Consider the following 15,140-nt stretch of genomic DNA (forward strand, 5'->3'; position numbering starts at 1 on the left):
CCGACTCACACCGTCCGCCGCTGTTGCCACAGCACCAGGCGTTGCACGCTTGCCGCGCAGCGCCGCACCCTCATTCATCCAACCGTTCCAAGGAGTTCCCATGCATCTTCAACGCACCGTCCTTTTTGCAGGCATGGCTGCCAGCCTCTTTCTGGCGGCAGGACGGGCAAGCGCCGCAGAAGGCCCTGCCACGGCCCAGGCCCCCCAGGCCAAGGCCCAGGCCGCCAAGCCGGCGGGCGACACCGTGCAGGCGCAGCTGGAGACCTCCACCTGGGTGCCCGACGGCAAGGCCGATGCGCCGCGCGTGATCTATACCTTCACCGACCCCAACTGCAAGTACTGCCACAAGTTCTGGGAGGCCGCGCGTCCCTGGGTGGATGCGGGCAAGGTGCAGCTGCGCCACATCCTGGTGGGCGTGATCCGGGACGACAGCCCGGCCAAGGCCGCCGCCATCCTGCAGGCCCCGGACCGCGCGGCCGCACTGATGGAGCACGAGAAGAAGTCCGCCCAGGGCGGCATAGCGCCCGCCTTCAGCGTCAGCCCAGACGTGCGCAAGACGCTGGAGGCCCACCGCAAGCTGATGATGTCCCTGGGCTTCCGTGGCACGCCGGGCATCGTGGTGATCGACAGCCAGGGCGGCACCAAGAGCTATGGCGGCATGCCGCGCGATGCGGCCTTGCCGGAGGTGTTCGGGGCGCTGTGAGGCGGCGGCGCAGTCCAGCTGCCGCCCAGCACGCGGAACAGCTGGGCCAGCGCCAACTGCCGCTGGGTCACGGTATCGATGTAGGCGCTTTCATTGGCGAAGGCGTTGCGCTGTGCGTCCAGGTAGCGCAGATGGTCGTCCACCCCCGCCTGGTAACGGGCCTGCGCCAGCCGCAGGCTTTCGCGGCTGCTGTCGCGCAGCGCCAGGCGCGCGGCTTCCTCGCGGCGCAGCGTGTCGGTGGCGGCCAGGGCGTCGGCCACTTCGCGGAAGGCGGTCTGGATGGCCTGCTCGTAGGCGGCCACGGCCATGTCCTTGCGCAGCACGGCCAGGTCGAGGTTGGCGCGGTTGCGCCCCCCGTCGAAGAGGGGCAGCGTGACCTGGGGAGTGAACGACCAGGCGCGCTGGCCCGGGCGGAACAGGTCGGACAGATCGGCGCTGGACGATCCCAGGAAGCCGGTGAGCGAGATGCGCGGGAAGAAGGCCGCGCGCGCCGCACCAATGTCCGCGCTGCGCGCGCGCAGCCGGTGCTCGGCCGCCTGGATGTCGGGCCGGTGGATGAGCAGTTCGGAAGGCGTGCCGGCCGACAAATCCTGCAGCAGCATGGGTACGTCGGGCGACTTTGCGGACTGTGCGGACCCTGCGGACCGTGCGGACTGTGCGGACAGGCACGGCCCCAGATCCTCCACACCCGTCAGCAGCAGCAGGGCGTTGCCGGCCTGGCGCAGCTCGCGTTCGCTGCGCTCCACGTCGGCGCGGGCCTGGGCGGCCAGGCCCAGGGCGTCCTGGTGGTCCAGGGCGGTGGCCGTGCCCGCCTGGCGCCGCTGCACGGTCAGGCGCAGCGAGGATTCACGGCTTTGCAGCGTGCGCTGCGCCAGTTGCAGCCGGCGCAGGGCCCCGTCGCGGGACAGGTAGGCCTGCACCACCTCGGCACCCAGGCTGATGCGGGCCGCGCGCGCGGCCTCTTCGGTGGCCAGGTACTCGCCCAGGGCGGCTTCGGACAGGTTGCGCACGCGGCCGAACAGGTCCAGCTCGAAGGCGGCCAGCCCCAGGCCAGCCTGCCAGCTGCCCTGCACCTGCGGCTGGCCCGTGGCATTCATGTCGCCCGGCAGGCGCTGGCGCGTGCCGCCGCCCTGCAGGCCCACGCCCGGCAGGCGGTCGGCGCGCTGCACCTGGTACAGGGCGCGTGCCGCCTCCACGTTGAGCAGGGTCTGGCGCAGGTCGCGGTTGTGGGCCTGGGCCAGGTCCACCAGCTGGCGCAGCTGGCGGTCGGCGATGAAGCTGTTCCAGTCCAGCGTGGCCGCCGACGAGGACAGCACGGGCGCGGCATCCTGCTGCGGCCATTGCGTGGGAATGGGCGCCTGCGGACGCTGGTGGACCGGGGCGAGGGAGCAGCCCGCCAGCACCAGGCTGGCGGCCAGCGCACACAGGGCGCGTGGGAAGAAGTGCATGGACATGGCGCTTACTCGATGGGGGTTGCCGGGGCCTGCAGGGCAGGCGGGGTGCCGGCCGGCGCCTTGCGCCGGAACAGGGACAGCACCCAGACGAAGAAGACGGGAACGAAGACCACCCCCAGCAGCGTGGCCGACAGCATGCCGCCGATCACGCCGAAGCCGATGGCGGCCTGGCTGGAGGCGCCCGCGCCCGAGGCCAGCGCCAGCGGCACCACGCCCAGGATGAAGGCCAGCGAGGTCATGACGATGGGCCGAAAGCGCAGCCGCGCCGCCTGCAGCGCGGCCTGCGCCAGGCTGTGCCCCTGCGCATGCAGGTCCCTGGCGAACTCCACGATCAGGATGGCGTTCTTGGCCGCCAGGCCGATGATGGTGATCAGGCCCACCTTGAAGTACACGTCGTTGGACAGGCCCACGGCCGAGGTGGCCAGCACCGATCCCAGCGCGCCTATGGGCACGATCAGCATCACGGCGGCGGGAATGCTCCAGCTCTCGTACAGGGCCACGAGCAGCAGGAACACCACCACGATGGCCAGCGCGAACAGCTTGGGCGCCTGGGCACCGGCGGCTTTCTCCTGGAAGGACAGGGCCGTCCACTCGTAGCCTATGCCGCGCGGCATCTCGGCCATGATGCGTTCCAGCTCGGCCATGGCCTCGCCCGTGGTGTGGCCCGGCTTGGCATCGCCCGAGATGCGGAAGGCCGGATAGCCGTTGTAGCGCGAGATCTGCACCGGCCCGCTTTCCCAGCGCACCGAGGCAAAGGCCGACAGCGGCACCTGCTGCCCGCCGGCGTTGGGCACGTGCAGGCGCAGGATGTCCTCGGGCCGCGCGCGGGCCTGCGCATCGGCCTGCACCACCACGCGCTGCAGGCGGCCCGCGTTGGGAAACTCGTTGATCACGGCCGAGCCGTAGGCCGTGGACAGGGCGGTGTTGATGGCGCTGAAATCCACGCCCTGGGCCTGCGCCTTGCGCCGGTCGATGTCCAGCCGCAGCTGCGGCGCATCCTCCAGGTTTTCCATCATGGCGTAGGCAATGATGGGCGAGGCATTGGCCTTGGCCAGCAGCTGGTCGCGCGCGGCGATCAGCGCCTCGCGGCCCAGATTGGCGCGGTCCTGCAGGCGCAGCGCAAAGCCGCCGGAGTTGCCCAGGCCGTCGATGGGCGGCGGGTCCACGGCCATGACGGTGCCGTCGGACAGGCTGGCAAAGCGCTGGTTGAAGGCCTGCACCTCGTCCCACGACGCCTGCCCGGCGCCGCGCACCGACCAGTCCTTGAGCGTGACGAAGGCCAGGGCCGCGTTCTGCCCCATGCCTGAGAAGCTGTAGCCCATCAGGAACTCGGCCTGGGCCGTGGCGGGGCGGCTCTGGATGTAGTCCTCCATGTCCTTGACCATGGCCTTGGTGCGCTCCGTGGTGGCGCCCGGCGGCAGCTGCACGCCGACGATGTAGTAGCCCATGTCCTCGTAGGGCACGAAGGATTCGGGCATGCGCGTGTACGCCACGCCCAGCCCGGCCACGATGGCGGCATACACCAGCATGCAGCGCCCGGCGCGGCGCACCAGCCGCTGGTTGAGCAGGTCGAAGCGCTCGGTCAGGGCCGCGAAGCGGCGGTTGAACCAGCCGAAGAAGCCCTTGCGCTCGGCGTGGTGGCCCTTGGCAACGGGCTTGAGCAGCGTGGCGCACAGCGCCGGCGTGAAGGTCAGCGCCAGCAGGCCCGAGAACAGGATGGACACGGCCAGCGACAGCGAGAACTGCCGGTAGATCACGCCCACCGAGCCGCTCATGAAGGCCAGCGGCAGGAACACCGCCACCAGCACCAGGGTGATGCCGACGATGGCGCCCGAGACCTGCTGCATGGCCTTGACCGTGGCGGCCAGCGGCGACAGCCCCTCCTCGGCCATGAGGCGCTCCACGTTCTCCACCACCACGATGGCGTCGTCCACCAGGATGCCGATGGCCAGCACCATGCCGAACATGGTCATCATGTTCACCGAAAAGCCCAGCGCATACATCACGCCCAGGGTGCCGGCCAGGCACACGGGCACGACGATGGTGGGAATCAGCGTGTAGCGCAGGTTCTGCAGGAACAGCCACATCACCAGGAACACCAGCGCCACGGCCTCCACCAGGGTCTGGATGACCTTGCCGATGGCCACTTCCACGAAGCGCGAGGTGTCATAGGGCACGGCGTACTGGATGCCGGCAGGGAAGTTCTGCGACAGCTCGGCCAGGCGCGCCTTGACGGCCTTGGCCGTCTGCATGGCGTTGGCCCCGGGCGCCAGCTGCACGGCGGCGGCCACGCCCTGGCGGCCGTCCTCGCGCGAGGAAAAGCTGTAGTCCAGCTGGCCGACCTCCAGCCGCGCCACATCGGCCAGGCGCACGGCCGAGCCATCGGCCCTGGCACGCAGCACGATCTGGCCGAACTCCTCGGGCGAGGCCAGCGTGCCCTTGACGGCAATGGTGGCGCTCAGCTCCTGGTCGGGCCCTGCGGGCGAGGCGCCAAAGCTGCCGGCCGGCACCTGCGCGTTCTGGGCGGCGATGGCCGCGTTCACGTCCGCCACCGACAGGCCGTAGCCCAGCAGCTTGCCCGGATCGACCCACACGCGCATGGCCACATCGGCCGCGAAGAACTGCACCTTGCCCACGCCGGGCACGCGGCGGATCTCGTTGTTGATGTTGCGCACGGCGTAGTCGGACAGGGCCACCTCGCTGTTGCCGCTGTTGCCGCTGCCGCCGCTGCCGTCCTTGTAGGTCAGCGAGTAGATCATCAGGAAGTTGGCGCTGGCCTGCTCGACCTGCAGGCCCATCTGCATCACGGACGCGGGCAGGCGCGCCTCGGCCTTCTTGATGCGGTTTTGCACCTCCACCTGGGCCAGCGCGGGCTCGGTGCCCGGTGCGAAGGTGGCCGTGATCTCGGCCAGGCCCGTGGAGCCGCTGGAGGAGTCGAAGTACAGCAGCCCCTTGGTGCCGTTGAGCTCCTCCTCGATGACGCTGGTCACCGACTCCATCACCGTGGTGGCGGAGGCGCCCGGGTAGTTGGCGGTGATCGAGATCTGCGGCGGCGCCACGTTGGGAAACTGGGAGACGGGCAGCGCCGGTATGGCCAGCAGCCCGGCGAGCATGATGAAGATGGCCACCACCCAGGCGAAGTTGGGGCGGTTGATGAAGAACTTGGACATGGTCTATTCCTTGGGCAGGCGCCGGCTCAGTCGCTGGACGTGGCGGAGCTGCCGGAGGCGCTGAAGGTGCCGGACAGCCCCGCCGTAGGGGAGGCCGCGGCATCGGAAAGGGCCGTGACCTGTACCCGCGCCCCGGGCTGCAGGCCCGCCATGCGGCCCACCACCACGCGCTCGCCGGCCTTGAGGCCTGCGCTGATCTGCCACTGCGCGCCATGCATGGCCGCAGTCTGCACAGGGCGCATCTGCAGCGTGTCCTGGCCATCCACCACCAGCACGTGGGCCTGCCCGTCGGTGCTGCGCTGCACGGCCCGCTGCGGCACCAGGATGGCGGCAGGGTCCACGCCCTGGCCCACGGTCACGCGCACATACATGCCGGGCAGCAGCATGCCGTCGCGGTTGTCGAAGCGCCCGCGCAGCGACATCTGGCCGGTGCCGCGGTCCACCGTCACATCCGAGAACAGCAGTTGCCCCGTGCGCTGCAGGCCCGTGCCGTCCACCTTCAGGGAGACCGGCGTGCCGTCCTTGCCCGCTGTCTGTGCCAGGCGGCCCTCGGCCAGGGCCGCGCGCAGGCGCTGGGCTTCGGCCACGGGCTGCTGGAAGTCGGCATAGACCGGGTCGAGCTGCTGGACCAGCGCCATGGGCGTGGCCTCGCCCTGGCCCACCAGGGCGCCCTCGGTGACCAGCGCACGGCCGATGCGGCCCGCGATAGGCGCCCTGACCGTGGCGTATTCCAGGTTCAGGGCGGCCGCCTGCACCTCGGCCTGGGCGGACTGCCGCGCGGCCTGGGCCGCCTGCAGGCGGGCCTGCATGGCCTCGAAGTCCTGGCGGCTGACTGCCTCCTGCGCCACCAGCGGCGCGTTGCGGCCGACCACGGCACGCGCTTCGATCAGGGCCGCCTCGGCGCTGGCCAGTTGGCCCTGGGCGCGGGACAGGGCAGCGCGCAGGGGCGCCGGGTCGATCTGGAACAGCACCTGGCCGGCCCGGACGTCGGCGCCTTCCTCGAAATGGCGGCGCAGCACGATGCCGGCCACCCGCGCACGCACCTCGGCCACGCGCACGGGCTCGATACGGCCCGGCAGCTCGCTGGACAGGGCCAGCGGCGCGGGCTGCACGGTGACGGCCTGCACCACGGGCAGCGCGTCACCCGCTGCGGCCGGAGCCTCGTTGCGGCCGCAGCCCGCTGCCAGGGCGGCCAGGGCGGCCAGCACCAGGGCCGCCAGCGGCAGGCCACGTCGCTTGTTCAGACGCATGCTCATGTTCACAACCTGATTGAGTTCGATACGAAGGCCGCGATGGTACATATCAGAATCAAATGAGTCAACATCGATTCATTTGATTCTTTAAAACATCAACAGATAAAATCCCCGCACTTTCCAAGGAGGCATGACAAGCGATGACGAGCACCAAGCAAGAGGACGAAGGCAAGCTGCTGGGCGCACTGGCACTGGCGCTGCTGGACGATCCCAAGGCCAATCTGCAGGAGCTGGCACGCGCCATCGGCATCAGCAAGGCCACGCTCTACCGCTTCTGCCCCACGCGCGACCAGCTCATCGACCGGCTCATAGGGCATGCGGCCGACACCCTGTCGCGCGCCATGCGCGCGGCCGAGCTGGAGCGCCACGCGCCGCTGGAGGCGCTGCGCCTCCTCACCGCCCACTGCCAGGACCACCAGACGCTGCTGCTGTTTCTGATGTATTTCTGGCGCTCCGACATCTCGGTGGTCGGCCAGATAGAGAGCGAATGGGTGGCGGCCATGGATGCCTTTTTCCTGCGCGGCCAGCAGGCCGGCGTGTTCCGCATCGACATCACGGCTGCGGCCATGACCGAGCTGTGGCTTTCCATGGTCGTGGGGCTGCTGGATGCGGAGCGGCGCGGCCGTGTTGCGCGGGCCAGCGTGGCGGCCGTGATGGAGCAGTCCTTCCTGCACGGCGCCCTGCAGCCCGGCGCACCGGCCGCGTAGCACGCCGGGCGCCGATGGGAAACCGAGGTGATGAATGATGGTCATGCACTGCTTTCAATCGATGAAGGCAGCCATGGAATGGATTCGCATCAATGAACTAAAATTTTTCTAGTTCAAAAATCCATGAATTTTTCTCACCAAAATGTTGGAACGCACCCACCTTGCCATCGTCCGTGAAGTCGAAAAACAGGGCTCGCTGACGGCGGCGGCCGGCGTGCTGTGCGTGACGCAGTCGGCGCTGAGCCACAGCATGAAGAAGCTGGAGCAGCAGCTGGGCACGGACATCTGGCTGCGCGAAGGCCGCAGCCTGCGCCTGACGCAGGCCGGCCAGTACCTGCTGGCCGTGGCCCAGCGCGTGCTGCCCCAGCTGGACCTGGCCGAGGAGCGGCTGCGCCAGTTCGCCCAGGGCGAGCGCGGCGCGCTGCGCATCGGCATGGAGTGCCATCCCTGCTACCAGTGGCTGCTCAAGATCGTCGCGCCCTATCTGGCGAGCTGGCCCGATGTGGATGTGGATGTGAAGCAGAAATTCCAGTTCGGCGGCATCGGCGCGCTGTTCGGCTACGAGATCGACCTGCTGGTCACGCCCGATCCGCTGTTCAAGGCGGGCCTGGAGTTCGTGCCCGTGTTCGACTACGAGCAGGTGCTGGTGGTCTCCAGCGCGCATGCGCTGGCAGGGGCCGATTTCGTGGAGGCCGCCCAGCTCGCGCCCGAGGTGCTGATCACCTATCCCGTTCCCATGGACCGGCTGGACATCTACAACCAGTTCCTCATGCCGGCAGGCATCACGCCGCGCCGCCAGAAGGCCATAGAGACCACGGACATCATGATGCAGATGGTGGCCAGCGGCCGGGGCGTGGCGGCCCTGCCGCGCTGGCTGGTGCAGGAGTACGCGGGCAAGCTGGACGTGGTTCCCGTGCGCCTGGGCGCCCAGGGCATTGCCAAGCAGATCTTCCTGGGCGCGCGCGTGGCGGACCTGCAGACCGACTATCTGCAGGCCTTCATCGAGCTGGCGCGCCAGCCGCTGGCCGCTGGCACGCCCCCTTCTCAGGCTGCCTGAGCCTGTGCCAGGAAGTCCTGCGCAAACCGCTGCAGCACGCCGCCGGCCTCGTAGACCGATACCTCCTCGGCCGTGTCCAGCCGGCAGGTCACGGGCACGCGCAGCGTCTGGCCGTTTCTGCGCTCGACCACCAGCGTGAGTTGGGTGCCCGGCGTGCGCTCGCCTTCCACGCCATAGACCTCCGTGCCGTCCAGGGCCAGGGTCTTGCGGTCGGTGCCCGGCAGGAACTGCAGCGGCAGCACGCCCATGCCGATGAGGTTGGTGCGGTGGATGCGCTCGAAGCCTTCGGCCACCACGGCCTCGACTCCGGCCAGCCGCACTCCCTTGGCCGCCCAGTCGCGCGAGCTGCCCTGGCCGTAGTCGGCGCCCGCGATGATGATCAGCGGCTGGCGGCGGTTCAGGTAGGTTTCCATGGCCTCCCACATGCGCACCACGCGGCCTTCAGGCTCGATGCGCGCCAGCGATCCCTTGTGCTGCACGCCGTCGATGACGGCCATCTCGTTGACCAGCTGCGGGTTGGCGAAGGTGGCGCGCATGGCCGTCAGGTGGTCGCCGCGGTGGGTGGCGTAGGAGTTGAAGTCTTCCTCGGGCAGGCCCATGCGCGCCAGGTATTCGCCCGCCGCGCTGTCGGCCAGGATGGCGTTGGAGGGCGACAGGTGGTCGGTGGTGATGTTGTCGGGCAGCAGCGCCAGCGGCCGCATGTTGCGCAGCGTGCGCGGGAAGGCCGCCAGCGCGCCCACGCCTTCGGTGTCCCAGTAGGGCGGGCGGCGGATGTAGGTGGACTGGGGGCGCCAGTCGTACTGGGGCCGCGCCTTGTCGCCATCGTCCTTGCGGATGGCGAACATGGGTTCGTAGACGGCGCGGAATTGCTCGGGGCGCACGGCCTGGGCAACGATGGCGTCGATCTCCTCGTCGGCGGGCCACAGGTCCTTGAGGCGGATCTCGCGGCCTTCCACCACGCCCAGCACGTCCTGCTCGATGTCGAAGCGGATGGTGCCCGCCAGCGCATAGGCCACGACCAGCGGCGGCGAGGCCAGGAAGGCCTGTTTGGCATACGGATGGATGCGCCCGTCGAAGTTGCGGTTGCCCGAGAGCACGGCCGTGGCGTAGAGGTCGCGCTCGACGATTTCCTGCTGGATCCTGGGGTCCAGCGCGCCGCTCATGCCGTTGCAGGTGGTGCAGGCAAAGGCGACGATACCAAAGCCCAGCTGCTGCAGCTCGCTGAGCAGCCCGGCCTCCTTCAGGTACAGCTCCACGGCCTTGGAGCCCGGCGCCAGCGAGGACTTGACCCAGGGCTTGCGCGCCAGACCCAGGCGGTTGGCATTGCGCGCCAGCAGCGCTGCGGCGATGACATTGCGCGGGTTGCTGGTGTTGGTGCAGCTGGTGATGGCCGCGATGATGACGGCCCCATCGGGCATCAGGCCCTGGCGCTCCTGGGCGCGGGCGGCCTGCAGCTTGGCCGCATCGGCAATGCCGCGCTCGGCCAGGGCCGAGGTGGGCAGGCGCCGGTGCGGATTCGAGGGACCGGCCATGTTGCGCACCACGGTGGACAGGTCGAACTGCAGCACGCGCTCATACTGGGCATCGGCCAGGCTGTCGCTCCAGAAACCTGCGGTGCGCGCATAGGCCTCGACCAGGCGCACCTGGGCCTCGTCGCGGCCGGTCAGGCGCAGGTAGGCCAGGGTCTGGTCGTCAATGGAGAACATGGCCGCCGTGGCGCCGTATTCGGGGCACATGTTGGAGATGGTGGCGCGGTCGCCGATGCTCAGGCTGTCGGCGCCCTCGCCAAAGAATTCCACATAGGAGCCTACCACCTTTTGCTGGCGCAGGAATTCGGTCAGGGCCAGCACGATGTCGGTGGCGGTGATGCCGCCCTGGCGCCGGCCCGTGAGGCGCACGCCCACGATCTCGGGCATGCGCATCCAGGAGGCGCGGCCCAGCATGACGTTCTCGGCCTCAAGGCCGCCCACGCCCACGGCGATCACGCCCAGGGCATCGACATGGGGCGTGTGCGAGTCGGTGCCGACACAGGTATCCGGGAAGGCCAGGCCATCCTGCACTGTCACCACGGGGGACATCTTCTCCAGATTGATCTGGTGCATGATCCCGTTCCCTGCAGGGATCACATCCACGTTGGCAAAGGCTTTTTTTGTCCACTCGATGAAGTGGAAGCGGTCCTCGTTGCGGCGGTCCTCGATGGCGCGGTTCTTCGCAAAGGCATCGGGATCGAAGCCGCCGCACTCCACGGCCAGCGAGTGGTCCACGATGAGCTGCACGGGCACGACGGGGTTGACCTGGGCCGGGTCGCCGCCTTCGGCCGCGATGGCGTCGCGCAGGCCGGCCAGGTCCACCAGGGCGGTCTGACCCAGGATGTCGTGGCAGACCACGCGCACGGGGTACCAGGGAAAGTCGATGTCACGCCGGCGCTCGATGAGCTGCAGCAGGTAGCCGTCCAGCTGTGCGGGATCGGCGCGGCGCACGAGATTCTCGGCGTGGACGCGGGCGGTGTAGGGCAGGCGTGCCCAGGCGCCGGGCGAGAGCGCATCGACGGCGGCGCGGGCATCGATGTAGTGCACCGTGGTGCCGGGCAGGGGTTTCTTGTGGTCGTTGTTCATGGGGCGGATGCAATGCGGGCAGGCCTGCAGCCCGCCCGCCAGGTTCAGGACAGCGGCGGCTCAGGCGCGCGCATCGAGGGGCACGAACTTCTGGTCATCCGGCCCCGTGTAGTTGGCGCTGGGGCGGATGATCTTGTTGTCCTGGCGCTGCTCGATCACGTGCGCGGCCCAGCCGCTGGTGCGCGCGATCACGAACAGCGGCGTGAACATGGCCGTGGGCACGCCCATCATGTGGTAGCTGACGGCGCTGAACCAGTCCAGGTTGGGGAACATCTTCTTGACCTCCCACATCACCGATTCCAGCCGGTCGGCAATGTCGTACATGCGGGTGGTTCCGGCCTCGTCGGACAGGCGCTTGGCCACGCCCTTGATGACCACGTTGCGCGGGTCGCTGACGGTGTAGACGGGGTGGCCGAAGCCGATCACCACTTCCTTGGCATCGACGCGGCGGCGGATGTCGGCCTCGGCCTCGTCGGGCGTGTCGTAGCGCTTCTGGATCTCGAAGGCCACCTCGTTGGCGCCGCCATGCTTGGGGCCGCGCAGCGCACCGATGGCGCCCGCGATGGACGAATACATATCGCTGCCCGTGCCCGCGATCACGCGCGCCGTGAAGGTGGAGGCGTTGAACTCATGCTCTGCATAGAGGTTGAGCGAGGTGTGCATGGCGCGCACCCAGCCTTCGGACGGCCGGTGGCCGTGCAGCAGGTGCAGGAAGTGGCCGCCGATGGAGTCGTCGTCGGTCTCCACCTCGATGCGCCGGCCCGAATTGCTCCAGTGGTACCAGTACAGCAGCATGGAGCCCAGGCTGGCCATGAGCCGGTCGGCAATGTCGCGGGCACCCGCCAGGTTGTGGTCGTCCTTTTCGGGCAGCACGCAGCCCAGGGCCGAGACGCCGGTGCGCATCACGTCCATCGGATGGGCGCCGGCAGGCAGCTGCTCCAGCGCCTGCCTGACACTGGCCGGCAGGCCGCGCAGCGCCTGCAATTTGGTCTTGTAGGCCTGCAGCTCGGGGCGCGTGGGCAGCTTGCCGTGCACCAGCAGATGGGCGATTTCCTCGAACTCGCAGACCTCGGCAATGTCCAGGATGTCGTAGCCGCGATAGTGCAGGTCGTTGCCCGAGCGGCCCACGGTGCACAGCGCGGTGTTGCCGGCGGTCACGCCCGACAGCGCGACCGATTTCTTGGGCTTGAATGCGGACGCAGATGGCGAAGTTGGCGCGTCGATGGTCGTGGTACTCATGGAAGGGTCTCCTGGTTCAGATAGGAATGGGCAATGGCCGCAGGAAGGCCGTTGTGGTCGACAGCCACCATCTCGAACAGGCCCTTGAGCACGTCCTCGCAGGCAATGCCCGGCGCCTGGGCCGATGCGGTGACGCAGACCGTCATGGAGCTGCGCCCCACGCGGCTGACCCAGCCGCGCAGGACGATCTCATGGCCCACGGGCACGGGCGCCAGGAAGTCCACGCCGGTGACGGCGGCCATCACGACCTCGCGCTGTGCCAGGCTGCGCGCAGCGAGAAAGGCCGCCTTGGCCATGAGCTGCAGGCCCTGGCCCGCGAACAGCGTGCCGTGGTGGTTGGCCAGCGCGGGCAATACCAGTTCATGCAACTCGGCGGTTCCGGTGGGTGTTGTCATGTTTCGCAATTTACGCAAAATAGCGCCCCTGCCATAGTGCTGAAAAGGCGAATTCTTGCGAAACGAAGTCCGCGAATTTGCAAATTCTGCGAATAACAGCCACCCGAGGAAACAGCCATGAAGAAGACGTTCATGGGCGTCAAGCTGCGCAAACTGCGCGCGGAGCACGGCCTGTCCCAGATCGCCCTGGCCCACGCGCTGGGCCTGTCGCCCAGCTACCTGAACCAGCTGGAGCAGAACCAGCGGCCGCTGACGGTGTCGGTGCTGCTCAAGCTCAACCGCGCGCTGGGCGTCGATATCCAGCAGTTCTCGGAGGACGAGGAAGCGCGCCTGGTCGCCGGCCTGCGCGAGGCCCTTGCCGAGGCGCCCGAATCCATTGCCCTGCCCGAGCTGCAGGAAGTCGCCGCGCAGATGCCCGCCCTGGGACGTGCGGTGATGGCGCTGCACCGCCGCCATCTGGAAGCCCTGGAGCGCATCGAGAGCATGTCGCTCAGGCTGGGCGATGACCGCTCGGACATGCCGGTGGCGCGCACCATGCCGTTCGAGGCCGTGCGCGATTTCTTCTTTGCGCACCAGAACTACTTCGATGAAGTGGACCGCGCGGCCCAGGCCCTGGCAGGCGAGGCGCGCGCGGACCCGGGCCATCTGGCGGACTGGCTGGTTCGGCGGCTGCAGCAGCGCCACGGTGTTCAAGTGCATCGCTCGGAAGACTCCCGGCAAAGCCAGCGCCGCTTCGACCCGGCCACGCGCTCGCTGTGGCTGTCCTCGGCGCTGGAGCCTGCGCAACAGGCCTTCCAGCTGGGCACGCAGCTGGCCTTGCTGGAGATGGGCGAGACGCTGGACCGGCTGATCGCCACCGCCGCCTTCCAGGGCGACCCGGCGTCATGCAAGCTGGCCCGCGTGGGCCTGGCCAACTACTTTGCGGGCGCACTGCTGCTGCCCTACGACCTGTTCCTGGAGACGGCCGAGCAACTGCGCTACGACATCGACCTGCTGGGCCAGCGCTTTGGCGTGGGCTTTGAAACCGTCTGCCACCGGCTGAGCACGCTGCAGCGGCCGGGCGCACCGGGCGTGCCGTTCTTCTTCGTGCGCGTGGACCGCGCGGGCAATATCTCCAAGCGCCAGTCGGCCACGCATTTCCACTTCAGCCGCACCGGCGGTACCTGCCCGCTGTGGACGGTGTACGAGGCCTTCGGCCAGCCCGACCAGGTGCTGCGCCAGCTCGCCAGCATGCCCGACGGGCGGCGCTACCTGTGGATTGCACGCTCGGTCTCGCACGGTCAGCGCGGATATGGTTCGCCGCGCAAGACCTTCTCCATCGGCCTGGGCTGCGACATACGCCATGCCTCGCGCCTGATCTATGCCAAGGGGCTGGACCTGGGCGATCCGGAATCGGCCACGCCCATCGGCATGGGCTGCAAGGTCTGCGAGCGTGACCAGTGCACGCAGCGCGCCTTTCCCTATGTGGGAAAGGCGCTGCATGTGGATGAGAACGCCAGCCGCTTTGCGCCGTACGGCGTAGGCGGCTAGCAACCCCCAGGCATCCTGTGCCGCGTCAGGAGGCCGCGCGCATGCGGTCGCGCAGATCGCGCACTTCGTCGTGGTTGCGCTGCGCTCCCTGAGCCTGGCGCTCCACCATCACGCGGATGGCCGGAGGCAGCGGCTGCTTGAGCGCCTTGCGGTACTGGGCGACGGCGGAATCCTCGCCGCGCTCGCACTCCTCCAGCACGGCCTTGTCGTCCTGCGAGGTCAGCGCCGTCTTCACCGACACCCAGCCCCGGTGCAGCGCGCCGGCCACCGTGCCGCCCGATGCGGGCTCGCGGCCCAGCTTGCGGATCTCGGCCTCCAGCTCCAGCGCGGCGGCGCCGCACTCGGCGCTGTGGCGCAGGAACAGGGTCTTGAGGTCCGGCGAGTCGGCGTTCTCGGCCGAGGTGCGAAAGCCGTACTCGCCATCGCGGCAGGATTCGAGCAGGTCGTTGAGCACGTCGGCCACATCGTCGTTGTCGATGTCGCCGGTGTAGGCCGGTGCCACGATGGTCCCCGTGTCATCACGGACATCGCGAACGCCTGCGCGCTCCCAGGCTGCGCGCGCTGCGGGCCGGGCCTGATCCCAGTCCAGATGGCTGGCGCCACGGCGCGTGGTCCATTCGCGCTCCCATTCGGCGTCGAAGGCATCGAAATCGGCATCGCGGCGCGCGGCGGCCGCGTTCCAGCCCAGCTCGTAGGCGGGGCGGTACTCCTCGTAGCTGCGGCCGGCCACGTAGTAGGGCTCGTTCTGGTAGGCGTCGCGCCAGTAGGCGTCCTCGACCGTGGGATTGACGGCTTCGGCTGCACCCTTGCCGGCCAGCCCGCCGACCACGGCACCGGCCACGCCGCCCACGGCAGCGCCGATGGGGCCGCCCATTGCGCCGAATGCAGCGCCGGTGACGGCGCCGCCTGCTGCGCCTATGCCGGTGCCCACCGGGTGCGCGCCGGGTGCGTCGGACAGCGGGTCACGGTTTGCGGGGTTCGATTGCGTCATGGAATGTGCTCCTTGGCAGTTGAAAG

The 15,140-nt window shown here is 69.1% G+C and carries 11 protein-coding genes; 4 read left to right on the plus strand and 7 right to left on the minus strand.

The genetic code is table 11. The features are described 5' to 3' along the window. The first annotated feature begins 100 nt into the window (after positions 1 to 100). Positions 101 to 703, plus strand: a complete 603-nt coding sequence (gene dsbG, locus ACF8ME_RS04250; protein ID WP_046983794.1) for a thiol:disulfide interchange protein DsbG — start codon at positions 101 to 103, stop codon at positions 701 to 703. Here the strand turns inward: dsbG and ACF8ME_RS04255 are convergent. From ACF8ME_RS04255 to ACF8ME_RS04265, 3 genes are read right to left on the minus strand one after another with little or no spacing between them, the layout of a single operon-like run. Beyond that, positions 649 to 2,157: an efflux transporter outer membrane subunit gene (locus ACF8ME_RS04255; protein ID WP_392415387.1), complete on the minus strand. Its 1,509-nt coding sequence runs from the start codon at positions 2,155 to 2,157 to the stop codon at positions 649 to 651. The genes dsbG and ACF8ME_RS04255 overlap by 55 nt on opposite strands. 5 nt (positions 2,158 to 2,162) lie before the next feature. Beyond that, the gene (locus ACF8ME_RS04260) at positions 2,163 to 5,327 is read right to left on the minus strand and encodes a multidrug efflux RND transporter permease subunit (protein WP_392415388.1); all 3,165 of its coding nucleotides are present in this window, start codon (positions 5,325 to 5,327) and stop codon (positions 2,163 to 2,165) included. Positions 5,328 to 5,353: 26 nt separating this feature from the next. Further along, on the minus strand, positions 5,354 to 6,583 hold the full coding sequence (locus tag ACF8ME_RS04265) for an efflux RND transporter periplasmic adaptor subunit (RefSeq protein ID WP_016448404.1): 1,230 nt from the start codon (positions 6,581 to 6,583) through the stop codon (positions 5,354 to 5,356). Between the two features lie 137 nt (positions 6,584 to 6,720). On the opposite strand from ACF8ME_RS04265, the gene ACF8ME_RS04270 reads away from it, so the two are divergent. Next, positions 6,721 to 7,287, plus strand: a complete 567-nt coding sequence (locus ACF8ME_RS04270) for a TetR/AcrR family transcriptional regulator (RefSeq protein WP_392415390.1) — start codon at positions 6,721 to 6,723, stop codon at positions 7,285 to 7,287. 142 nt (positions 7,288 to 7,429) lie between these two features. After that, complete coding sequence (locus ACF8ME_RS04275; RefSeq protein ID WP_017407102.1) at positions 7,430 to 8,344, plus strand: LysR family transcriptional regulator; 915 nt, start codon at positions 7,430 to 7,432, stop codon at positions 8,342 to 8,344. Here the strand turns inward: ACF8ME_RS04275 and acnD are convergent. From acnD to ACF8ME_RS04290, 3 genes are read right to left on the minus strand one after another with little or no spacing between them, the layout of a single operon-like run. Continuing rightward, positions 8,332 to 10,959: a Fe/S-dependent 2-methylisocitrate dehydratase AcnD gene (acnD, locus tag ACF8ME_RS04280; protein ID WP_392415392.1), complete on the minus strand. Its 2,628-nt coding sequence runs from the start codon at positions 10,957 to 10,959 to the stop codon at positions 8,332 to 8,334. The two genes, ACF8ME_RS04275 and acnD, sit on opposite strands and share 13 nt — an antisense overlap. A 60-nt stretch (positions 10,960 to 11,019) precedes the next feature. After that, on the minus strand, positions 11,020 to 12,198 hold the full coding sequence (prpC, locus tag ACF8ME_RS04285) for a 2-methylcitrate synthase (RefSeq protein ID WP_392415394.1): 1,179 nt from the start codon (positions 12,196 to 12,198) through the stop codon (positions 11,020 to 11,022). After that, entirely contained in the window at positions 12,195 to 12,593 is a 399-nt protein-coding gene (locus ACF8ME_RS04290) for an acyl-CoA thioesterase (RefSeq protein ID WP_074922441.1), read from the minus strand. Before ACF8ME_RS04290 ends, prpC begins: the two co-directional genes overlap by 4 nt. A 117-nt stretch (positions 12,594 to 12,710) precedes the next feature. On the opposite strand from ACF8ME_RS04290, the gene ACF8ME_RS04295 reads away from it, so the two are divergent. Further along, complete coding sequence (locus tag ACF8ME_RS04295) at positions 12,711 to 14,123, plus strand: short-chain fatty acyl-CoA regulator family protein (RefSeq protein ID WP_392415396.1); 1,413 nt, start codon at positions 12,711 to 12,713, stop codon at positions 14,121 to 14,123. Positions 14,124 to 14,148: 25 nt separating this feature from the next. Here ACF8ME_RS04295 and ACF8ME_RS04300 read toward each other — a convergent pair whose 3' ends face one another. Continuing rightward, a complete protein-coding gene (locus tag ACF8ME_RS04300) occupies positions 14,149 to 15,114 on the minus strand; it encodes a PA2169 family four-helix-bundle protein (RefSeq protein WP_016448410.1) in 966 nt (321 codons plus the stop codon). Positions 15,115 to 15,140 lie beyond the last annotated feature (26 nt).

This window comes from Delftia sp. WSY_7 (assembly GCF_043104845.1).
In the GTDB taxonomy this organism is placed as follows: Bacteria; Pseudomonadota; Gammaproteobacteria; order Burkholderiales; family Burkholderiaceae_C; genus Comamonas; species Comamonas tsuruhatensis.